The organism is Spiribacter curvatus (assembly GCF_000485905.1).
Classification (GTDB): Bacteria; Pseudomonadota; Gammaproteobacteria; order Nitrococcales; family Nitrococcaceae; genus Spiribacter; species Spiribacter curvatus.
The window spans coordinates 1,562,896-1,583,344 of sequence record NC_022664.1 but is presented as its reverse complement, the minus strand read 5'-3'; the positions used below and the strand labels follow the sequence as shown (position 1 = coordinate 1,583,344).

General features: G+C 64.8%; 26 protein-coding genes and 1 pseudogene. 13 read left to right on the top strand and 14 right to left on the bottom strand.

What is annotated here, in order from left to right:
• The 13 genes from mgtE to SPICUR_RS07690 all read right to left on the bottom strand — a co-directional run bounded on the left by mgtE (nucleotide 1) and on the right by SPICUR_RS07690 (nucleotide 9,426).
• Nucleotides 1–1,356, bottom strand: a complete 1,356-nt coding sequence (gene mgtE, locus SPICUR_RS07750; RefSeq protein ID WP_023367775.1) for a magnesium transporter — start codon at nucleotides 1,354–1,356, stop codon at nucleotides 1–3.
• Between the two features lie 19 nt (nucleotides 1,357–1,375).
• Nucleotides 1,376–1,663 (bottom strand): HPr family phosphocarrier protein, encoded by a 288-nt coding sequence (locus tag SPICUR_RS07745; protein ID WP_023367773.1) that lies wholly within the window; start codon nucleotides 1,661–1,663, stop codon nucleotides 1,376–1,378.
• Nucleotides 1,650–2,078, bottom strand: coding sequence for a PTS sugar transporter subunit IIA (locus tag SPICUR_RS07740; protein WP_023367772.1), 429 nt, complete (start codon nucleotides 2,076–2,078; stop codon nucleotides 1,650–1,652). Before SPICUR_RS07740 ends, SPICUR_RS07745 begins: the two co-directional genes overlap by 14 nt.
• The gene (gene rapZ / locus SPICUR_RS07735) at nucleotides 2,075–2,923 is read right to left on the bottom strand and encodes an RNase adapter RapZ (protein WP_023367771.1); all 849 of its coding nucleotides are present in this window, start codon (nucleotides 2,921–2,923) and stop codon (nucleotides 2,075–2,077) included. The genes SPICUR_RS07740 and rapZ overlap by 4 nt, the downstream gene beginning before the upstream one ends.
• Nucleotides 2,914–3,351, bottom strand: a complete 438-nt coding sequence (locus tag SPICUR_RS07730; RefSeq protein WP_023367769.1) for an HPr kinase/phosphorylase — start codon at nucleotides 3,349–3,351, stop codon at nucleotides 2,914–2,916. Before SPICUR_RS07730 ends, rapZ begins: the two co-directional genes overlap by 10 nt.
• Nucleotides 3,348–3,824 carry a PTS sugar transporter subunit IIA gene (locus SPICUR_RS07725; protein ID WP_023367768.1) on the bottom strand — a complete coding sequence of 159 codons (477 nt, stop codon included), beginning with the start codon at nucleotides 3,822–3,824 and terminating at the stop codon, nucleotides 3,348–3,350. Before SPICUR_RS07725 ends, SPICUR_RS07730 begins: the two co-directional genes overlap by 4 nt.
• A gap of 5 nt (nucleotides 3,825–3,829) precedes the next feature.
• The gene (hpf, locus tag SPICUR_RS07720; protein WP_023367766.1) at nucleotides 3,830–4,156 is read right to left on the bottom strand and encodes a ribosome hibernation-promoting factor, HPF/YfiA family; all 327 of its coding nucleotides are present in this window, start codon (nucleotides 4,154–4,156) and stop codon (nucleotides 3,830–3,832) included.
• Nucleotides 4,157–4,178: 22 nt separating this feature from the next.
• Nucleotides 4,179–5,606 carry an RNA polymerase factor sigma-54 gene (locus SPICUR_RS07715; protein ID WP_023367764.1) on the bottom strand — a complete coding sequence of 476 codons (1,428 nt, stop codon included), beginning with the start codon at nucleotides 5,604–5,606 and terminating at the stop codon, nucleotides 4,179–4,181.
• Nucleotides 5,607–5,667: 61 nt separating this feature from the next.
• The gene (gene lptB, locus SPICUR_RS07710) at nucleotides 5,668–6,399 is read right to left on the bottom strand and encodes an LPS export ABC transporter ATP-binding protein (protein ID WP_023367762.1); all 732 of its coding nucleotides are present in this window, start codon (nucleotides 6,397–6,399) and stop codon (nucleotides 5,668–5,670) included.
• A gap of 5 nt (nucleotides 6,400–6,404) precedes the next feature.
• A complete protein-coding gene (gene lptA / locus SPICUR_RS09595) occupies nucleotides 6,405–6,926 on the bottom strand; it encodes a lipopolysaccharide transport periplasmic protein LptA (RefSeq protein ID WP_077176358.1) in 522 nt (173 codons plus the stop codon).
• A complete protein-coding gene (lptC, locus tag SPICUR_RS07700) occupies nucleotides 6,907–7,464 on the bottom strand; it encodes an LPS export ABC transporter periplasmic protein LptC (RefSeq protein WP_041381811.1) in 558 nt (185 codons plus the stop codon). The genes lptA and lptC overlap by 20 nt, the downstream gene beginning before the upstream one ends.
• Before the next feature lies 1 nt (nucleotide 7,465).
• Nucleotides 7,466–8,440 carry a KpsF/GutQ family sugar-phosphate isomerase gene (locus SPICUR_RS07695; protein ID WP_023367757.1) on the bottom strand — a complete coding sequence of 325 codons (975 nt, stop codon included), beginning with the start codon at nucleotides 8,438–8,440 and terminating at the stop codon, nucleotides 7,466–7,468.
• Nucleotides 8,441–8,451: 11 nt separating this feature from the next.
• The gene (locus SPICUR_RS07690; RefSeq protein ID WP_041382478.1) at nucleotides 8,452–9,426 is read right to left on the bottom strand and encodes a calcium/sodium antiporter; all 975 of its coding nucleotides are present in this window, start codon (nucleotides 9,424–9,426) and stop codon (nucleotides 8,452–8,454) included.
• A 112-nt stretch (nucleotides 9,427–9,538) separates the two neighbouring features.
• Here SPICUR_RS07690 and SPICUR_RS07685 point away from each other — a divergent pair, with 112 nt between their 5' ends.
• From SPICUR_RS07685 to hisD, 8 genes and pseudogenes are all read left to right on the top strand, one after another.
• On the top strand, nucleotides 9,539–10,354 hold the full coding sequence (locus SPICUR_RS07685) for an ABC transporter ATP-binding protein (protein WP_023367753.1): 816 nt from the start codon (nucleotides 9,539–9,541) through the stop codon (nucleotides 10,352–10,354).
• Nucleotides 10,351–11,127, top strand: coding sequence for a lipid asymmetry maintenance ABC transporter permease subunit MlaE (gene mlaE / locus SPICUR_RS07680; protein WP_023367751.1), 777 nt, complete (start codon nucleotides 10,351–10,353; stop codon nucleotides 11,125–11,127). The genes SPICUR_RS07685 and mlaE overlap by 4 nt, the downstream gene beginning before the upstream one ends.
• A gap of 32 nt (nucleotides 11,128–11,159) precedes the next feature.
• A pseudogene (mlaD, locus tag SPICUR_RS07675) lies at nucleotides 11,160–11,610 on the top strand (outer membrane lipid asymmetry maintenance protein MlaD).
• Nucleotides 11,607–11,924 carry an STAS domain-containing protein gene (locus SPICUR_RS09590; protein WP_023367747.1) on the top strand — a complete coding sequence of 106 codons (318 nt, stop codon included), beginning with the start codon at nucleotides 11,607–11,609 and terminating at the stop codon, nucleotides 11,922–11,924. Before mlaD ends, SPICUR_RS09590 begins: the two are co-directional and overlap by 4 nt.
• A complete protein-coding gene (locus SPICUR_RS07665; protein ID WP_023367745.1) occupies nucleotides 11,921–12,166 on the top strand; it encodes a BolA family protein in 246 nt (81 codons plus the stop codon). Before SPICUR_RS09590 ends, SPICUR_RS07665 begins: the two co-directional genes overlap by 4 nt.
• 4 nt (nucleotides 12,167–12,170) lie before the next feature.
• Complete coding sequence (gene murA, locus SPICUR_RS07660) at nucleotides 12,171–13,451, top strand: UDP-N-acetylglucosamine 1-carboxyvinyltransferase (protein WP_023367744.1); 1,281 nt, start codon at nucleotides 12,171–12,173, stop codon at nucleotides 13,449–13,451.
• Complete coding sequence (hisG, locus tag SPICUR_RS07655; protein WP_023367742.1) at nucleotides 13,444–14,088, top strand: ATP phosphoribosyltransferase; 645 nt, start codon at nucleotides 13,444–13,446, stop codon at nucleotides 14,086–14,088. Before murA ends, hisG begins: the two co-directional genes overlap by 8 nt.
• 5 nt (nucleotides 14,089–14,093) lie before the next feature.
• Nucleotides 14,094–15,395 (top strand): histidinol dehydrogenase, encoded by a 1,302-nt coding sequence (gene hisD, locus SPICUR_RS07650; protein ID WP_023367740.1) that lies wholly within the window; start codon nucleotides 14,094–14,096, stop codon nucleotides 15,393–15,395.
• A gap of 3 nt (nucleotides 15,396–15,398) precedes the next feature.
• Here hisD and SPICUR_RS07645 read toward each other — a convergent pair whose 3' ends face one another.
• Nucleotides 15,399–16,559 carry a S1C family serine protease gene (locus SPICUR_RS07645; protein ID WP_023367738.1) on the bottom strand — a complete coding sequence of 387 codons (1,161 nt, stop codon included), beginning with the start codon at nucleotides 16,557–16,559 and terminating at the stop codon, nucleotides 15,399–15,401.
• 247 nt (nucleotides 16,560–16,806) lie between these two features.
• Between SPICUR_RS07645 and petA the strand changes: the two genes are divergently transcribed.
• The 5 genes from petA to SPICUR_RS07620 are packed head-to-tail and all read left to right on the top strand — an operon-like array spanning nucleotide 16,807 to nucleotide 20,444.
• Nucleotides 16,807–17,397, top strand: coding sequence for a ubiquinol-cytochrome c reductase iron-sulfur subunit (gene petA, locus SPICUR_RS07640; RefSeq protein ID WP_023367736.1), 591 nt, complete (start codon nucleotides 16,807–16,809; stop codon nucleotides 17,395–17,397).
• Nucleotides 17,397–18,650, top strand: a complete 1,254-nt coding sequence (locus tag SPICUR_RS07635; protein WP_023367734.1) for a cytochrome b — start codon at nucleotides 17,397–17,399, stop codon at nucleotides 18,648–18,650. Before petA ends, SPICUR_RS07635 begins: the two co-directional genes overlap by 1 nt.
• Nucleotides 18,650–19,381, top strand: coding sequence for a cytochrome c1 (locus SPICUR_RS07630; protein ID WP_023367732.1), 732 nt, complete (start codon nucleotides 18,650–18,652; stop codon nucleotides 19,379–19,381). Before SPICUR_RS07635 ends, SPICUR_RS07630 begins: the two co-directional genes overlap by 1 nt.
• Nucleotides 19,360–20,037 (top strand): glutathione S-transferase N-terminal domain-containing protein, encoded by a 678-nt coding sequence (locus tag SPICUR_RS07625; protein WP_335324159.1) that lies wholly within the window; start codon nucleotides 19,360–19,362, stop codon nucleotides 20,035–20,037. Before SPICUR_RS07630 ends, SPICUR_RS07625 begins: the two co-directional genes overlap by 22 nt.
• Complete coding sequence (locus tag SPICUR_RS07620; RefSeq protein WP_023367728.1) at nucleotides 20,034–20,444, top strand: ClpXP protease specificity-enhancing factor; 411 nt, start codon at nucleotides 20,034–20,036, stop codon at nucleotides 20,442–20,444. The genes SPICUR_RS07625 and SPICUR_RS07620 overlap by 4 nt, the downstream gene beginning before the upstream one ends.
• Nucleotides 20,445–20,449: the final 5 nt, after the last annotated feature.

Here is a 20,449-nt window from a genome sequence, read left to right as displayed (position 1 = left end):
CTACAACAGAAACAGCGTCGCCAGACCGAGGAACGCGGTGAACCCGACAATGTCGGTGACCGTGGTCAGGATGACGCCACCGGCCAGTGCCGGATCAATCCCGAAGCGCTTGAGTATCAGTGGTACCAGTACGCCGGACGCGGCCGCGGTCCCCAGGTTGATGGTCATCGCAGCGGCGATGATGACACCGATGGTGGGTCGGCCGAACCAGACCAGGGCCACGCCCGCGAGTACCGCGGCCCATAGCAGCCCGTTGAGCAGACCGATCCCCAGTTCCTTGAGGAGTAGCGCTCGGGTGTTACGGGTAGCGATCTGGCCGAGCGCCAGGGCCCGGATCACCAGTGCCAGCGTCTGTGTGCCGGCAATACCGCCCATGCTGGCCACCACCGGCATCAGCACCGCCAACGCCACCACCTCCTGGATGGTCGCCTCGAAAAGGCCGATGACATAGGCGGCGAGCAGCGCGGTCACCAGGTTCAGACCCAGCCACCCGGCGCGCCGCCGTGTGCTCGACCAGACCGGCGCGAACAGGTCTTCCTCCTCGCCCAGACCCGCCATGCTGAGGATGGACTGCTCGGCCTCGTCCCGGATCACGTCCACGACGTCATCGATGGTGATCCGTCCGATCAGCCGGCCCCGGCTGTCGAGCACCGGCGCGGATATCAGATCCCGATCCTCAAACATGCGCGCGACGTCACGATCCGACATCTCGGCAGGAATCACCACGGCCTCGGTGATCAGCAGGTCCTCGACGCGGCCGGCCGGATCACGGGTCAGCAGATCGCTCACCCGGAGGACCCCGAGGAAGTGGTCAAACCGACTCACCACAAACAGATGATCGGTGAGCTCGGGCATCTCGCCACGCATGCGCAGGTAGCGGAACACCACGTCCAGGCTCACGTCGGGCCGGACCGTCACCGTGTCGGTATTCATCAGCCCGCCGGCACTGTCCTCAGGGTAGGCGAGGACGGCCTCAAGGCGCTGACGGTTCTGGTTGTCCAGCGAGTGCAGGATCTCTCCGGTCAGGGTCCGGGGCAGGTCCTGCATGAAATCGGCAAGATCGTCCATATCCATGCCGGAGGTGGCGGCGAGGAGTTCACGCTCATCCATCTCCCGGATCAGGCCGCCACGCACCTCGTCATTGACCTGGAGGAGGACCTCGCCATCGATTTCCTCATCCACCAGCTCCCAGAGGACCTTGCGCTGGGCGGGGGGGAATGACTCCAGTAGATTGGCGATTTCCGAGGGGTGGAGCGCATTGAGCATGCGCTTGGCTTCCGGCAGCGTGCCATCCTGCAGGTGGTCGGTGACCGTCTCGGCAATCCGGCCCTGTTTCTGCTCACGCTCTTCGATCATGGGGTGGTCCTGTCTCCGGTCAGTCGGCTTCACCGAAGCCATCGGCGACCAGCGCCTGAATGCTCTCCAGCGCCTGCTCGGCATCGGCTCCCTCGATAACCAGCTCGAGATCGCTGCCCTGGCCGGCGGCCAGCATCATCAGCCCCATGATGCTCTTGCCGTTGGCTGAGTGCCCCCCGAAATGCACCGTGACTTCGGCCTCGTATTCCCCCGCCGCCGTGGCGAATCGGGCGGCCGCCCGTGCGTGGAGGCCGAGTCGGTTGACGATCCGCAATGGGCACCGGTAGCGCGACTCATCCGACCCCATGGTTCGCCTCGTGATGGCCGATCGCTGGCGGTGTGGCCTGAAGGATACCATCGCGGGCCGCTGACAGGGCTGTTTCCGCGAGGGCGGCGACGGACTGTTCCGGATAGTTGAGTACCCGCAGCAGCATGGGCAGATTGACGCCGGTGATCACCGGATAGCCACGGCCGCGACCGACCGCGACAGCGATATTGGCGGGCGTGGCGCCGAACGCATCGGTGAGGAGCACGATGCCGTCGCCGGCATCGATGTCATCGGCGAGTGACTCGATCCGGCCGCGCGTCGCCTCGGGCGTCTCACCCTCGCCGGGGCTGATGCTGGCGACCGCCAGCGGCAGCGGCTGGAGGATGCCCGCTGCGGTCTCACGCAGCGCGTCGCCAACCCCGGGGTGGGTGATGAGCAGCAGGCCAACGGTCATGGCAGCTCTCGGTGCCGGACCGTTACGCTGATCGCCTGATCGCGCAGATGGGTGGCCAGCGCCTCGATCAGATAGACCGAGCGGTGCTGGCCACCGGTGCAACCGATGCCGACGGTCAGATAGCTGCGGTTTTCCGCCTCGAACACCGGTAGCCAGTCATCCATGAAAGAACGGATCTGCTTGAGGTAACGGGATACCAGTGGGCTGTCGGTGAGGAAATCCGAAACGGCGGCATCGCGTCCCGTCAGGGCACGGAGATCGGGCTGCCAGTGCGGGTTGGGGAGGCAGCGGCTGTCAAAGACGAAGTCGGCGTCGGTGGGCGAGCCGTGCTTGTAGCCGAACGACTCGAGCTGCACCGACAGGTGATTGCCCGACTCCGCCAGTCGGGTACGGATGATGCGGCGTAACTCATGGAGCGTGGTGCGTGAGGTGTCCACCGTCAGATCAGCGCGCTCATTGAGCGGCATCAGCCGCTGCCGCTCGCCACGGATCGCCTCGTTGAGTGGCATGTCGGGTCCGCTGAGCGGATGGCGTCGCCGGGTCTCGGAAAAGCGCTTGAGCAGGGTGTCGTCATCCGCATCGAGGAACACGATTTCGGTGCTGATCCCCTGATCGGCGAGGGCGTCGAGAATGCCCGGGAAGCGACCCAGCGACAGCGGCCGGTTGCGCGCATCGATGCCCACGGCGTAGTCCGTGTCATCGCCGCTCTCGGCGATATGCCGACCGAAGGCGTCCAGCAGATCGACGGGGAGATTGTCGATACAGTAAAAGCCCGAGTCCTCGAGCGTTGCCAGCGCGACACTCTTGCCCGAGCCGGACAGTCCGCTGACGATGATCAGTCGCATGTCCCCACCTCCAGCACCTGTATAAGTTCCGCCACCGGCCGATCCGGCGAAAGGGCGATCTGCGGGATCCGAATGCCGGCGATCACGACCGACTGCCAGTCGGTCTGTGAGGTCGCCGGACGCCGCTCCCGGGTCAGCTCGACCGCCCAGTCAATGGACGCACTGGTGGCGGTCGCCTCCGGACCGAAGCGGCGGGTGACATCAAACAGTCCCGGTCCGCGCAGGCACAGCAGACCCGGCGTGCCGGCAGGCGATCGGCCGGTCAGCTGTCCCGCCGCGATCGTCACATCCACTGCATCATCGGCGATCAGCTGATGCCCATCGCGGAGCAGCATCAGCACGGTATCGCTTTTGCCCATGCCGGCTGCGCCCCGCAGCAGAATCCCGCGACCGTTGACACTCACTAACGTGCCGGGGATCTGCGTCATCCAGCGGTGTTCCCGTCATCCTTGCCCGTGATGATGGCATAGAGCTCGGCATCGCTGTTGCAGTTCCGTAACTGGTCGCAGAGTCGTTCGTCCCTGAACAGTTCGGCCAGGCGCGCGAGGATGCGCAGATGCTCGTCATTGCTGTGCTCCGGCACCAGCAGGGCGAGGAGAAGATCCACGGGCTGGCGGTCGGCGGCGTCAAAACTGATGGGTGTCGACAGCCTGATCAGCGCCGCGCGCGGCGATTCGATATCAGGACTGCGGGTATGGGGCAGGGCGACACCATGGCCAAGGCCGGTGCTGCCGAGGCGCTCACGAACCGTGAGCCCCTCGAAGATATTGCGTGTCGCATCGCTGCCTGCCGGGATATCGGCCATGAGCTGCTCGCTCAGGCGCTCCAGCGCACGTTTTTTACTGGTGACGGTGACGCCGCAGCGCGTGCGCTCCGCCGAGAGCAATCGAGTCAGCTGCATGGCAGTCAGGGTTCCAGGTTGTCGCCGACGCGTCCCTGCTCGCGGTGATGGTCGCTGCGCTTTTCCTTGTGCTTGACGACCTGCCGGTCCAGCTTGTCGACCAGCAGGTCGATGGCGGCATACATTTCATCGGCCGTGGACTCGGCAAACAGCCGGGCACCGCTGACCACCATGGTCGCCTCGGCTTTCCGGGTCTTCTTTTCCACGGTCAGGATCGTGTGGACATCGACGACATGATCGAAGTGGCGCTCGAGGCGCTCGAACTTCTCCTCGACGTAGTCGCGGAGGGCGTCGGTGATGTCGACATGATGGCCGGTGACGTCGATTTTCATGGTTTCCCCTTTTATTGTCTTCTCAGCCCAGACGTTTGCGTTCGGTGGATGAGGCAATGCCCATGACTTCCCGGTATTTGGCGACGGTGCGGCGTGCGACGTGAATCCCCTCGTCGCGGAGCATCTCGGTGAGTCGTGAGTCGCTGAGCGGACGAGCGGGCTTTTCAGCCGCGATCTGGCGCCGGATTCTGGCGCGGATGGCGGTCGCCGAGCACTCACCCCCATCGGCGGTCGGGACATGGCTCGAGAAAAACTGCTTGAATTCGAGCGTGCCCTGGGGGGTGAGAATGTACTTGCGGGAGGTGATCCGTGAGACCGTGGACTCGTGCATATCGATCGCCTCGGCGACATCGCGCAGCACCAGCGGCTGCATGGACTCTTCACCATACTCCAGAAAGCCCTGCTGGCGCTCGACGATGCACTCAGCCACCCGCTGCAGGGTCTCACCCCGGGACTGCAGGCTTTTGATCAGCCAGCGCGCCTCCTGCAGGTGCTCGCGCAGAAGGCTGTTATCGCGACTGCCATCGCCACGCCGGATCAGGCTGGCATAGTAATCATTGACGCGGATCCGGGGGGACGCCTCCGGATTGATCTCCACCTGCCAGCGGCCATTGACGCGCCGGACCCGGCAGTCGGGGACGACGTACTCGGTCCGGGTCTCGCCGAATCGTGAGCCGGGGTGCGGATCGAGCTGGCGGATAAGCCGCAGGGCCTCATCCAGCGTCGCCTGATCGACACCGAGTCGATCCCGCAGGACCGACTGCTGAGCGCTACCGAAGAGCTTCCAGTCGGCGTCGATGGCCCGCCGTGCCACCGCCCGGCCGGGCGTTCCGCTCGGCATGGCATCGATCTGGATGCGCAGCGCCTGACGGGCATCGCTCGCCGCGACGCCGATGGGATCCATGTGCTGGAGGATCGTCAGCACCGCATTGACGTCATCCTCGTCGATATCCCCGTCACCTCCGAGCGTCTCGAGCAGATCAGCCAGGGGCTCGGTCAGATGACCCCGTTCGTCGAGAGCATCGATCAATGCGGCGGCGATGCGCCGGTCCCGCTCACCGAGGCTGGAGAGATCGACCTGCCACTGGAGATGATCCTGTAGCGAGCCGGACGGGGCTGCATGACGGTCGAGGGAGTCATCACCGCTGCCGGGCTCATCCCAGTGGTCGGCGACCGTGATGCCTTCGCCGAACTGGGTCGCATCGGTGGCGCTCGACCCCAGTACCGCTTCCGATGGGTCGACCGCTGGCTCGCCGGGCGCTTCGGACTGCTCGTCGGCGGCCGCTGTGTCGGTGTCATCATCCGGCTCGAGCATGACGTTCGACTCGAGCGCTTCGCGGATCTCCAGGCTCAGCTCGGCGGCCGGCAGCTGCAGCAGCCGGATCGCCTGCTGTAGCTGTGGTGTCATGGTCAGCTGCTGACTGGCCCGAAGTTCAAGCGATTGCTTCATTGTTTCCCGCGCCCTCTTTGATGGCACCAGACTAACGCCGGGCGTGAACCCCTCGCCAGTCTCAGAGCTGGAAGTCCTCGCCGAGGTAGACGGCACGCACCTCGGCATTGTCGAGAATCGTCGCGGGTGTCCCATCGGCGATCACCCGGCCGGCATTGAGGATGCTGGCCCGATCGACGAGCGCCAATGTCTCGCGGACATTATGATCGGTGATCAGAACGCCGATGCCACGATCGGCGAGGTGGCGGACGATGCCCTTGATGTCACCGACGGAAATGGGATCGACACCCGCGAATGGTTCGTCGAGGAGAATGAATCGTGGATCGGCGGCGAGTGCCCGGGCAATCTCCACGCGCCGGCGCTCTCCACCCGAGAGGCTGATGCCGGACTGCTCGCGCAGATGCCCAATGCTGAACTCCTCCATCAGGGCATCGGCCTGCTCGAAGCGGCGGGTCCGTGAGAGATCATCGCGGGTCTCCAGCACGGCGAGCAGGTTATCGACCACCGACAGGCGCCGGAACACGGATGCCTCCTGGGGCAGATAGCCGATTCCCCGTCGCGCCCGGGTGTGCATGGGCAGTCCAGTGATGGTCTCGCCGTCGAGCCATATATCGCCGCCATCGGCGCGGATCAGGCCGACGATCATGTAAAAGCTTGTGGTCTTGCCGGCGCCGTTGGGGCCGAGCAGCCCCACGATCTCGCCGCTCTCCAGCCCGAGAGACACCCCATCGACGACCGCATGGCCGCGATAGGCCTTATACAGACCGTTTGCCTCGAGTCGATTCCGTGTCATCCGATTCAATCCGTTGCCGGCGTCACAGTGACATTGACGCGCTCGGCATCGTCATCACCGCTCTCTGCCACCGTTCGGCCGGCCTGGGGGTAGTGAGTGATGACCCGCCCGGTAACTGTATTGTCGCCCTGCCACAGCCGTCCGCCCTGGCGCAGGATCAGCCGCTCGGGGCCGATGGCAAAATACTCCATGCGGGGTGCCTCGGCATGCCGGGTAGCCGCATCGGCCAGTGTCTCCCGGTAAGTGGCCGGGGCACCGTCGACGGTGACACGCTCCAGCCGGCCGTCATCGTCGGCGTAGACATGCATGACATCGCCCTCGATGCGCAGCCTTCCCCGGGTCAGCACCACCTCGCCGCGGTAGACGCTGATGCCCCGTGCATCATCCACCTCCGCGCTGTCGGCGATGAGTTCAACCGGTGGCGCGCTGGCGTCATTGGTGCCGTCCTGGCCGTGTGCCACTGGCAATCCGATCAGGAGGCACAGAATGGCGCCGGTCAGGCGGTATTCAGGATGAAGCCGCATCATGTCGTCCCCTTACATTGTTCAGTAGCTCGATACGCCGCTCATCGAGCCAGGCGCGGGCGCCGATGGCATCGATCCGGGTGCCCGGTTGCGTCAGCGTCACAGCGCGGTCGGTCTCGGCATACCGCTCGGGTATCTCGAGTTCCAGCAGCGTGGTTGTCAGCCGGGTCATACCGGCGGGGCGCTCGCGCTCGATGACGACATGGCCGGTCAGGCGCGCCTGTGTCTGCTCGGGTCCGATCCAGGCGTGATCGGAGTGCCCGCGCCAGGGTGCGCCCTCATCGGTTGCCACGCGCCACTCCGGTGCGGCCAGTCGCCAGGCCTCGTCGCCGCGGTTCTGGCGGGCATTCGGGGAGCGCACCCGCCAGGCGACATGACCCTCGACATCGGTTGTGGTCAGCGTGACATCGCGGGCGTAGGCCGCCAGTGCCGATTCAGTACCCACGCTGGCAGTGCGATCACCGCTGTCGGTCCCGATCATCCGCCAGCCGATCAGTGCCACCAGGATCATCGCCAGCAGGCCGATGGCTGCCCGGCGCACGTCAGACAACGCCCGCGCGCAGCAGGTCGTGCATATTCAGCGCCCCGGACAGACAGCCCGCTGCATCATTCACGAGCAGCCCATTGATGCTGTGCCGTTCCATGACGGCAAGGGCCTCGGCGGCGAGCTGCGAGACCTCGACACAGCGTGGATTGGCGGTCATGACGGTGTCGATCGCCGTGGCATGGACATCCACACCCTCATCGAGCGCGCGGCGCAGATCACCGTCGGTGAAAATGCCCAACACCTGCCGTTGCGAATCGACCACTGCGGTCATCCCCAGCCCCTTACGGGTCATCTCCAGCAACGCATCGGCCATTGTCGTCTCCGGCAGCACGACAGGGATCGCCTCGCCGGTATGCATCAGGTCCTCGATACGTAGCAGCAGGCGTCGGCCGAGACGGCCACCCGGGTGGGAGTGCGCGAAGTCCTCGGCGGTGAATCCGCGCGCATCGAGCAGCGCGATCGCCAGCGCATCGCCCATCGCCAGCGCGGCCGTCGTGCTGGCGGTGGGCGCGAGACCGAGGGGGCAGGCCTCGGCATCAACACCGGCGTCGAGGTGGATGGTCGCGGCGCCGGCAAGCGTCGATCGGGCATTGCCGGTAATGGCGATCAGATCGAGTCCGCGGCGCTTGATGGCCGGCAGCAGTCGATTGATCTCCTCCGTCTCCCCGGAGTTCGACAGGGCGATGATGCAGTCCCCGGACGTGATCATCCCCAGATCGCCGTGGCTGGCCTCGCCCGGATGGACGAAAAACGCCGGGGTACCGGTGCTTGCCAGCGTCGCCGCCAGCTTGCCGCCGATATGCCCTGATTTGCCCATCCCCAGCACGACCACGCGTCCGCTGCAGGCCAGCAGAGACCGGCAGGCATCGGCAAAGGTCCCGTCAATACGGGACTGGAGCGCGTCGAGCGCCGCCATTTCGGTCTCAACGACGGCACGGCCGAGGCGACAGAAGTCTGTATCCGCAGTCATTGTCTTGGCCCTTAACCCTGGCTGTAGAACAGCAGCCCCTGATACGCGAGGTAGGCAATGACCAGCACCCCGCCTTCCCATCGATTCAACCGACCGCGCTGGCCGACCAGAAAGCCCATGACCGCGATCGCCAGCATGAAGCCGGTCATGATGCCGTAATCCCTCGCCAGCCCGCTCATATCAAAGCTGAAAGGCGCGATGGCGCCGGCAATCCCCAGTACCGCCAGCAGGTTGAAGAGATTCGAGCCCATGATATTGCCCACCGCGAGCTCGCCCTCGCCGCGCCGCACGCTGGCGATACCGGCCGCAAGCTCAGGCAGGCTGGTGCCGACGGCGACGATCGTCAAACCAATCACTAGGTCGCTGATACCCAGTCGGCTTGCCAGTGCCACCGCCGCCCAGACGAGAATCCGTGAGCTGGCGATCAGGATGACAAGCCCTGTAGCGGTCCATAGCATCGCCTGGCGGGGCGGCATGGCCGCCGGCACCGCCGATGCGAGTTCGCGGCTGATCAGGGCATCGTCGCTCCGGGCGTGGCGCGACTGCCAGGCCATCCAGGCGAGGACGCCGACCATGCCGGCGAGGAGCAGCAGGCCGTCCAGGCGCGACAGTGTGCCGTCGACGAGGAGGGCACCGGTCGCCACGACAACGAACATCAGCAGCGGGAACTCGCGGCGCAGGATCCCGCTACCGATGATCAGCGGGCTGACCAGTGCGGTGGTCCCCAGGATCAGCCCGACGTTGGCGATATTCGATCCCAGTGCGTTGCCCAGTGCAATACCCGGCGTGCCCTCGAGCGCGGCGATGGTGGAGACCAGCATTTCCGGCAGGGAGGTCCCGATGCCCACCACGGTCAGGCCGATGAGCAGACTCGATACACCGAGGTGACGGGCAAGGGCAGAACTGCCATCGACAAAGCGGTCGGCGCTCCATGCCAGGGCGACGAACCCGAGCGTGATTGTGATGATGAGGGATGCGAGCAGCATGGGCTCCAGTCTGTGACACGGTACTCGGCGTACGGTATCGCATTTGACCGGTGTCATGCCTTGGCGGATACTCAGGCCCCCATCGAAAATCGTCATCAGCGAAGCCAACCGCATGCCAGCAAGCCAGTCCGAGGCGTTGATCGACCTGAGCGGCGTCGTTTTCAGCCGCGGCCAGCATCGACTGTTCGACGGCATTGATCTACAGGTCCGTCGGGGCGAAGTAGTGGCCATCATGGGGCCGAGCGGGACCGGCAAGACAACGTTGCTGCGCCTGATCGGCGGTCAATTACGGGCGGCGGCAGGACGTGTGGCCGTCGATGGTGAGTCGGTGGCCGGACTCTCGCGTGGCGACCTCTATCGAATGCGCCGGCGGATGGGGGTGCTGTTTCAGAGCGGTGCTCTGTTCACCGACATGAACTGCTTTGACAACGTCGCGTTTCCGCTCCGCGAGCATACCCAGCTGCCGGAGACGCTGATCCGGACCGTTGTGCTCATGAAGCTCGAGGCAGTGGGGCTGCGCGGGGTTCGTGATTTCTACCCGAGCGAGCTGTCCGGTGGGATGTCGCGACGGGTGTCGCTGGCCCGCGCACTCGCGCTGGATCCGGAGATCATCCTCTACGATGAGCCCTTCGCCGGCCAGGACCCCATCTCCATGGGCGCGCTCATGCAATTGATCCGGCAGCTCAACGATGCCCTGGGGCTGACCAGCGTGGTCGTCTCCCACGATGTGGGTGAGACCCTGCAGATCGCCGATCGGGCCTATGTGATCTCGGACGGTCGGGTGATCGAGTCGGGCACGCCGGACGAGCTCCGCAACAGCCAGAGCGCCTGGGTGGATCAGTTCCTCAACGCGCTGCCGGATGGTCCTGTGCCGTTTCACTATCCGGCCGCTCCGATCGCCGAGGATCTGCGGCAGGGGGATGGATGATCGGCGGGTTTCAGCGCCTGGGGGCCACCAGCCTGGAGACCGTTGCGACACTGGGTCGCGCGGTGATGTTTCTGCTGCGGGTGATGGGCGGGGCCGGTACGCTGGTCCGCAGGCCCCGCCTGCTCGCCCACGAGGTCTACTCGGTGGGCGTCCTGACCCTGGTCATCATCATCGTCTCCGGGCTTTTCGTGGGCATGGTGCTGGCATTGCAGGGTTATTACACCCTGGTCGACTTCGGTGCCGAGCAGTCGCTGGGTGTGCTGGTCGCGCTATCGCTGACCCGTGAGCTGGGTCCAGTGGTCACGGCACTGCTGTTCGCCGGCCGCGCGGGGTCCGCGCTGACCGCCGAGATCGGGCTGATGAAGGCCACCGAACAGCTGGCGGGCATGGAGATGATGGCCGTGGACCCCGAGCATCGGGTGATCGCACCACGGCTGGCGGCGGCGATACTGTCACTGCCATTGCTGACGGTCATTTTTAACGTGCTGGGCATCATCGGTGCCTGGCTGGTCAGCGTGAACCTGCTCGGTGTCGATGGCGGTTCGTTCTGGTCACAGATGCAGTCTCAGGTGAGCTTTTCCGACGATATCGTCAACGGCTTGATCAAGAGCGGTCTGTTCGGCGTGGCGGCTGGCTGGATCGCGGTGTTCAACGGGTATGACTGTCTGCCCACTTCCCATGGCGTGAGCCGGGCAACCACGCGGACGGTGGTGGTGACATCACTCGTCGTGCTGGCTCTGGATTTCGTGCTCACGGCCCTGATGTTCGACTGACGGAGGTTTGTCAGGTGGATAATTCCCGCAACATGGAGATTGCCGTTGGTGTCTTCGTGGCCGCCGGCCTCGCGGCCCTGTTCGTGCTGGCGATGCAGGTGAGTAACATCACCGCGTTCCAGCGCACGGAGGGCTACACGGTCGATGCCTATTTCCAGAACGTCGGGGGCCTGCGCGAGCGGCCCCGGCAGCCTCAGCGGCGTGCAGGTAGGGCGGGTCAGTGACATCGCGCTCGACCCGGATCGTTTTGAGGCACGCGTGGAGCTGACCATTCAGTCGTCGTTCGACAATCTGCCCAGTGACACGGCGGCGCGGATACGCACCTCCGGTCTGCTCGGTGAGCAATACGTCTCGCTGCAGCCGGGCGGCATGCCGGATTCACTGAGTGACGGTGATGACATCACGCTGACACAGTCGGCGCTGGTGCTCGAGGATATCGTCGGCCAATTCCTCTACGAGCAGTCCAGCGGGAGCGACGAGTGACAGCGGTGCAGCTGGTTGGGACGGCGCCGGACGGTCTGCGGGTGGAGGGTGACCTGACCGCGGCAGAGGTGGGCGCGCTACTCGAGCGGCTCCCGGTCAGTGGTGATGTCCACCGCGTCAGTCTGGCCGGCGTCCGTGGCATCGACAGCGCGGGGCTGGCGCTCCTTCTCGAATGGCAGCGTCGTCTTGACGATCACCAGGGAACGCTCGAACTCACGGCCGTCCCCGAATCGCTCAGGGCACTCGCGCGCATCAGTTCGGTTGCTACACTATTGGATCTTGAGGCGACAGACGCGGAGAACGCAGGGCAATGATGGAACCGGACGCCATTCGGGCGCTTTTGCAGACGGGATTGAACGAGGCGGATGTTGAGGTCGTGGGCGATGGTCGCCATTTCCAGGCCCGGATTGTGACGCCCGATTTCGAAGGCATCCCGCTGTTGCGCCGCCACCGCATGGTCTACGACCTGCTGCAGACGCATATCGACGGTGATGTGCTGCACGCGATCTCGATGCGGACACTGACACCGGCGCAGGCCGCCGCCGAGCAGGACTGATCCGGTGGAGCGACTGCTGATCCGCGGGGGGCACCCCCTCGACGGAGATATCCGTATATCCGGTGCCAAGAATGCGGCGCTGCCGATCATGGCGGCGACGCTGCTGGCGGATGGCCCGTCGACCATCGGCAATATCCCCGATCTGCACGACATCACCACCACGATGGAGCTGCTCGGACGGATGGGCGTCCGCCTGACCGTGGACGAGCGCATGCATGTCGAGATCGATCCGACCTACATTGATAACTGCCACGCGCCCTATGAGCTGGTGAAGACGATGCGCGCCTCGATCCTGGTGCTCGGGCCCCTGCTCGCACGCTATGGTGAAGCGGAGGTGTCGCTCCCGGGGGGCTGCGCGATTGGTACGCGTCCTGTCAATCTGCATGTCGACGGGCTGCAGGCCATGGGTGCGGATATCAGCGTAGAGAATGGCTATATCCGCGCGCGCTGCCGGCGGTTGAAGGGCGCCCGCCTGGTCATGGACCTGGTCACCGTCACCGGCACCGAAAACCTGATGATGGCGGCGACCCTCGCGGAGGGCCGCACGGTCATCGAAAATGCGGCACGTGAGCCAGAGGTGGTCGATCTCGCCAACTGCCTCAATGCAATGGGTGCGCAGGTCAGCGGTGCGGGTAGTGACACCCTGGTCATCGACGGCGTCGAGCGGTTGCAGGGGGCACACTACGACGTGCTGCCCGACCGCATCGAGACCGGCACCTTCCTGGTGGCGGCGGCCATGACCGGGGGCCGCGTCAAACTGCGCCATACCGCGCCCTATCTGCTGGACGCGGTGATCGCCAAGCTCCGTGAAAGCGGCGCCGGGATTACGGTTGGCGATGACTGGATCGATCTGGATATGGCCGGACGCCGGCCCAAGGCCGTCACGGTGCGGACCGCGCCCTATCCTGCCTACCCGACGGATATGCAGGCGCAGATCTGCGCGCTCAATGCGGTCGCCGACGGCGTGGGTATGGTGACCGAGACGGTGTTCGAGAACCGCTTCATGCACGTCCAGGAGATCCAGCGCATGGGCGCGGATATCCGTCTGGAGGGGCACACCGCGGTCAGTAATGGTGTCGAGCGCCTCACCGGTGCGCCGGTCATGGCGACCGATCTGCGTGCCTCGGCCAGTCTGGTGCTCGCCGGACTGGTGAGTGAGGGCGATACCCTGGTGGACCGGATCTATCACATTGACCGCGGTTATGAGTGCATCGAAGAGAAGCTGGCGCAGCTGGGCGCCGACATCCGCCGCATGCCGGGAGACAGCGTTCCGACCCATGACTGAAAAGCTTACTGTGGCGCTCTCGAAGGGGCGCATTCTCGAGCAGACCCTGCCACTGCTCAGTCCCCTCGGCATCGAACCGCTGGAGGATCCGGAGGAGAGCCGCAACCTGGTGTTGCCAACCACCGACCCCTCGGTGCGCCTGATCATTGTCCGCGCCACGGATGTCCCCACCTATGTCGCCTACGGCGGAGCGGATCTGGGGGTGGCGGGCAAGGATGTGTTGATGGAGCAGGGCGGTCATGGGCTCTACGAGCCGGTGGATCTCGGTATCGCCCGCTGCCGTCTCATGGTTGCCGGGCGCCCGGACGCTGCGCTGGACGGGCAGCGGCTGCGGGTGGCGACCAAGTTCGTCAACATCACCCGGCGGCACTTCGCCGAGAAAGGGCGTCAGGTCGATCTCATCAAGCTCTACGGATCGATGGAGCTGGCACCGCTGGTGGGGCTGTCCGACTTGATCGTCGACCTGGTCGACACCGGTCATACCCTGCGCGCCAATGGCCTTGAGCCGCTTGAGCATATCGCGGATATCAGCTCGCGTCTGGTGGTCAATAAGGCGTCAATGAAACTCAGACACCGCGAACTCAAGCCGCTGATCAGCCGGATTGCCGAGATCGCGAACGACCGCGCCCACAGGTGAATGGCATGTTGGATATACAACGCCTCAGTACGACACAGCCCGATTTCGACCAGCAGCTCCAGTCACTGACCGACTGGGACGATGGCGCCACCCACGGGGTCGAGTCGGCAGTGGCCGACATCCTCGCCGCCGTTCGTGGGCAGGGTGATGAAGCACTGCGCCATTACAGCGAAAAGCTGGACGGGCTGGCGGTGGACGCTGTCAGCGAGCTCGAGGTCGACGCCGCCGGCTGTCAGGCCGCGCTCGAGGGGCTCGATGCGGCGGATCGCGACGCGCTGGAAACGGCCGCGTCGCGGATCCGTCACTATCACCTCCACCAGCGTCAGAGCGATTGGGAGAAAACCGAGCCGGACGGCAGTCGACTGGGCCAGCAGATCCGTCCGCTCGAACGGGTGGGTATTTATGTCCCCGGGGGGAAGGCCGCCTACCCGTCGTCCGTGCTCATGAATGCCATTCCGGCGCATGTAGCCGGCGTCGACGAGATCGTGATGGTGGCGCCTGCGCCGGACGGTCACATCGCGCCGATGGTGCTTGCCGCCGCGGCGGTCGCCGGTGTTGACCGGCTGTTCCTGCTGGGGGGCGCGCAGGCGGTTGCGGCGCTCGCCTACGGCACCGAGACGGTTCCCGCCGTGGATAAGATCGTCGGTCCGGGTAACGCCTATGTCGCTGAGGCCAAACGCCGGGTGTTTGGCCATGTGGGCATCGATATGGTGGCCGGTCCGTCGGAAATCCTCATTGTCTGTGATGGCCAGACCGACCCGGAATGGATCGCGATGGACCTTTTCTCCCAGGCGGAGCACGACGAGGATGCCCGGGCCCTGCTGATCTGCCCGGAGGCGCGCTATCTCGATGACGTGCAGGCGGCCATGGAGCGGTTGCTTCCGGAAATGGAGCGCTCCGAGATCATCCGCGCGTCGCTCGCGCGGCGGGGCGCGCTGATCTGCGTCCGGGATCTGGCCGAGGCGGCTGATGTCGCCAATCGGATCGCACCGGAGCACCTGGAACTATCGGTGGTGGAGCCGGAGCGGCTGGCCGCCGCCATCCATCATGCAGGCGCTATTTTCCTCGGTCGCTATACGCCCGAGGCGTTCGGTGACTACTGCGCAGGCCCCAGTCACGTGCTGCCCACCTCACGGACGGCGCGGTTCGCCTCGCCGCTGGGCGTCTACGACTTCTGCAAGACCACAAGCATCGTCCAGTGCACTGCCGAGGGCGCTGGCGTGCTGGGACCGATCGCGGCCCGGCTCGCCCGTTGTGAGGGGCTCACCGCCCATGCGCGCTCCGCCGAGTTCCGCTTCGACGACTGACGGTTAACGCTGCGGTGGCCGTTCCGGCGCGCCACCGGTCAGATCCGTCGGTCGTTCTGTGATGGCGACCTGCCAACGCCGCGATTCGCCGTCGCGCCGGCCACTGAGTACGACCTCGCTACCGGGCGATTGCTCGGTAATCCAGTTGAGCAGCTCACGGACGGTGCGCACCGACTCGCCGTCGGCCGTCTCAATGATGTCATCGGTCTGGAGGCCGGCCTGGTCGGCGGGTCCGCCGGGCAGGACAGCGGCAATGCGCAGTCCGCTCCGGCCGGGGTTGGGCAGGATCCGGGCGCCGATCCAGCCACGGATGACCCGTCCTTTCTCGACGATATCCGTCAGCACAGCCTGGGCGAGGTCGGCGGGGATCGCGAAACCGATCCCGGTGGCGCTCCCGGTCTCGCTGAATATGGCGGTATTGATGCCGATCACCTCACCGCGCGCGTTGATGAGCGCTCCGCCGGAATTCCCCGGATTGATCGCGGCATCGGTCTGGATAAAGTTCTCGAAGGTGGTGAGTCCAAGCTCGCTGCGGCCGAGGGCACTGATGATGCCCTGCGTCACGGTCTGACCGACACCGAACGGGTTGCCGATCGCAAAGACCACGTCACCGACCCGGTTCTGCCGCGTGTCGGCAAGCGCCACATGCGGCAGGTCATCAGCATCGACCCGGAGTACCGCGAGGTCGGATTCTGGGTCGGTGCCAATGACTTCCGCCGGCGCGCTGCGGCCATCCGCGAGCATCACCTGAATGCGCGCCGCACCCCGGATGACGTGGTGGTTGGTGAGCAGGTGGCCGCGGTCATCGATGAGTAGTCCCGAGCCCAGCGAGGTATCGAGCCGCGCGTCCTCTGTCGGCGTCATGCCCCCCAGGAGCTCGTCCAGTGCCGGGGAATCGAGAAACACGTTACGTGGATCCGGGTTGCGGGTCGCCGTGTAGATATTGACCACCGACGGCGCGGCGGCCTCAACGGCATCCGCATAACTGAATGGTTGCTCAGTGGTCTGCCGGTCCGCGGGCTGCGCGACTGATTCGCTGTTGCCGGGTGCCGTTGCCCCGCGGTTGTCCAACAGCTCGGGCGCCAGCCAGACAACGGTGATGGCGACCAATACACCCACCAGGATGTAACTGACAATGAAGCGGGTAAAGCGTTTGAAGGCCATCCTCGATACTCGATCCAGCGCTCGGCGCACAAACCTCAATCATACACGCAACCGACCGGTCTGATGACGCCGTGATCGTTTTTGTCACGCTGCTCCGGGGTGGGGTGGAACCTTGACGGTGGACGCCGGATGCGGGATTCTACCGCCATTGCGGACAGTATTCGATCGTGTGACAGGTGGGCCTTCAGTGGCCGCTCCCACGATCTTTCCGTCTGTACCCAACGACAGGATTACCCAGAGGATCCAGATGTCAGACGACAACGCGAACAGCAGCCGGCGCCGTTTTCTGACCGGCGCGGTGGGAGTCGTTGGCGGCGTCGGTGCGGCATACGTTGCCGTTCCGTTCCTCGCCTATTGGAATCCCAGTGCACGGACCCGGGCGGCGGGCGCGCCGGTGGAGGTCGACGCCAGTACGCTCCAGCCCGGCCAGAAGGTCAACCTGACCTGGCGGGGCCAGCCGGTCTGGGTCATCCGGCGGTCGGAAGCGTCGATTGATGCGCTCGCTGCGAATAGCGACAAGCTCAGCGATCCGGCCTCCGCGGTGGCCTCACAGCAGCCGGCCTACGCCCAGAACGAATACCGTTCGCTCGACGCGGAGTTCTTCGTGGTCGTGCCGATCTGCACCCATCTCGGCTGCATACCGTCACACATGCCCCAGCCCGGTTCCCTAGATACCGACTGGCCGGGTGGTTTCTTCTGTCCCTGTCATGGCTCGCGGTTCGACAACGCGGGTCGCGTGTACGCCGGTGTGCCGGCGCCGACCAACCTGCAAGTACCTCCCCATCGAATCGCTGATAACGGCACGATCGTGGTGGGTGAGGATCCGGAGGCGGCCTGATGAGTGATACGAGCAAGATCCAGGGCGGCATGCTGGGGTGGGTGGATGCCCGCTTCCCGCTGAGTCGCATGTGGAATGAGCATGTCGGCGAATACTATGCGCCGAAGAACTTCAACATCTGGTACTACTTTGGCGCGCTGGCGATCTTCGTGCTGGTCAACCAGCTGCTGACCGGGATCTGGCTGACGATGAACTACAACCCCTCGGCGGAGGGGGCGTTTTCGTCGGTCGAATACATCATGCGTGATGTGGAGTGGGGCTGGCTGATCCGCTACATGCACTCCACGGGCGCGTCGGCATTTTTCATTGTCGTCTACCTGCACATGTTCCGGGCGCTGCTTTATGGCTCCTACCAGAAGCCGCGGGAGCTGATCTGGGTGTTCGGCATGGTGATCTACGTGGCGTTGATGGCTGAGGCGTTCATGGGCTATCTGCTGCCCTGGGGCCAGATGTCGTACTGGGGCGCGCAGGTCATCATCTCACTGTTCGGGGCCATCCCGGGGATCGGGGAACAGCTGGCACTGTGGATCCGCGGCGACTTCAACATCTCCGGTGTGACGCTGAACCGGTTCTTCGCGCTGCATGTGGTGGCCCTGCCGCTGGCGCTCGTGGGGCTCGTCGTCTTCCATATCCTTGCGCTGCACGAGGTCGGGTCCAACAACCCCGACGGCGTTGATATCAAGAAGAACAAGGATGACAGCGGCAAGCCGAAGGACGGCATTCCCTTCCATCCCTATTACACGGTCAAGGATACATTCGGGCTGGGGGTCTTTCTGATCTTCTTCTCCGCTGTCGTGTTCTTTGCGCCAGAGATGGGTGGACTGTTCCTCGAGCCACCGAACTTCCAGCCCGCTGATCCAATGCAGACACCCGCCCATATCGCGCCTGTCTGGTACTTCACCGCGTTCTACTCGATCCTGCGGGCGATTCCCGACAAGCTGGGCGGTGTCGTGGCGATGGGCTCGGCGATCTTCCTGCTGTTCCTGCTGCCATGGATCGATCGGGGTCGGGTCCGCTCGGTGCGCTATCGCGGTCTGGGGCACAAGGTGGCGTTGGGGCTGTTCGCCGTCGCTTTCCTCTGCCTGAGCTATCTGGGGCTGCAGGCGCCCTCTGATCTCTACTTTGGATTGAACGTGACGACGTGGGCGCAGATCTGGAGTGCCGTCTACTTCGGCTTCTTCATTTTCCTGTTCTGCTACACGGCGTTCGGGTTTGAGCGTACCAAGCCGGTACCGGATCGGGTGACGGACTGATGAGACGACTGCTGGCGATTATGCTGATGGTGTTCGCCTCCTCCTCCGCCTGGGCGGCGGGCGGCGGTGGCGATCTGATGGATGCGCGCGTTGACGTATCCGATCAGTCCTCACTGCAGCGCGGTGCGAAGCTGTTCGCGAATAACTGCATGGGTTGTCACTCAGCGAAGTACGTTCGCTGGAACGCACTGCCGGAGGCGCTCGGTGTCTCCATGGAGATGGTCGAGTCCAACCTCATCTATGGCAGCTACACGCCCGGCGATACCATCAATGCGGCCATGCGCAGTGCCGATGCCGCCGACTGGTTCGGCGCGGCGCCACCCGATCTGTCGTTGACCGCTCGTGCGCGCGGCGCTGACTGGGTCTATACCTATCTCAACAGCTTCTACGAGGATCCGGACGCGAGTGGCGGCTGGAACAACACGGTGCTTGCCAACTCCTCTATGCCGCATGTCCTATGGCGGATGCAGGGTGTGCCCGAGGCGCGTTATGAAGCGCATAATGGAGAGCAGCAGATCTCGGAGCTCGTCATTCCCGCGGCACAGGCGGGGACGCTCAGCGAGGCCGAGTACCACCGCGTCACCCGTGATATCACCAACTTCATGGCTTTCATGGCGGAACCGGTGCGTGCGAAGCGTCAGGAAATGGGCATCTGGGTGATCGGGTTTCTGGTGATCTTCACCACGCTCGCCTATCTGCTCAAGCGTGAATACTGGAGGGATATCCACTGAGGAGCCAGCGCACCCCGTCGACGGCCCCGCTCAGCCAGCGTCCGTCCATCGGCCTCTACAGCGATCCGCTCTCTGTGGACAGCCACCGGGTTCGCATGGTGCTCGCGGAAAAGGGCATTGATGTCGAGGTTGTCGAGGTCGATCCGGAGGGGCAGCAGCCTGAGGACCTGCCGCAGCTCAATCCCTATGCGGAGACTCCGACACTGGTCGACAGGGATCTCGCGCTCTACGATCCGCGGGTGATCTGCGAATATCTCGACGAACGATTCCCGCACCCGCCGCTCATGCCGATTGATCCCATCTCACGGGCGAAGTCCAAGCTTGTGATCTCGCGGATAGAGCGTGACTGGTACATGCCTCTGCACCAGCTCGAGCGCCTCGACCGTCGCGGTCGACCGGCGATCCGCCGGCAGCTGGCGCAGAGCCTCGCGGCCGGTGCTGATGTCTTTGATACCGGGATGCGGTATTTCCTCAGCGACGATATTACAATGATGGACTGTGTGCTGGCGCCCATTCTCTGGCGGCTCGAATACTACGGTGTCGAGCTCCCGCCGGAGGCCGGGGCGGTCACCGCCTACGCTCAGCGGCTGTTCGGACGCGACGCCTTCATTGCCAGCCTCACTCACACGGAACAGGGGATGCGCAGCGCATCATGACGCCAAGCCGGCCATATCTCATCCGAGGACTCTACGAATGGATCGTTGACAACGGTCTCACGCCGCATCTTCTCGTCAATGCCGAGGGCGAAGGAGTGGATGCGCCCGTTGAGTATGCCGACGCCGGCCAGCTGGTCCTGAATGTCGCCCCGGCTGCCGTCCGCGGGCTGGATCTGGGCAACGACTGGCTGGGTTTCAGTGCCCGGTTCGGGGGACGGCCGCGACAGGTCAGCGTGCCGGTCGCCGAGGTGCTGGCGATTTACGCCCGCGAGAACGGGCGGGGCATGCTCTTCACACCCGAGGATCATGATAACGACCCACCGCCGTCCGGCGGTGGTGACGATACACCATCCGATGGTCCGACGGACGGTGGCAAGGGGCAGCCCGGGCTGCGGGTCATCAAATAACGACG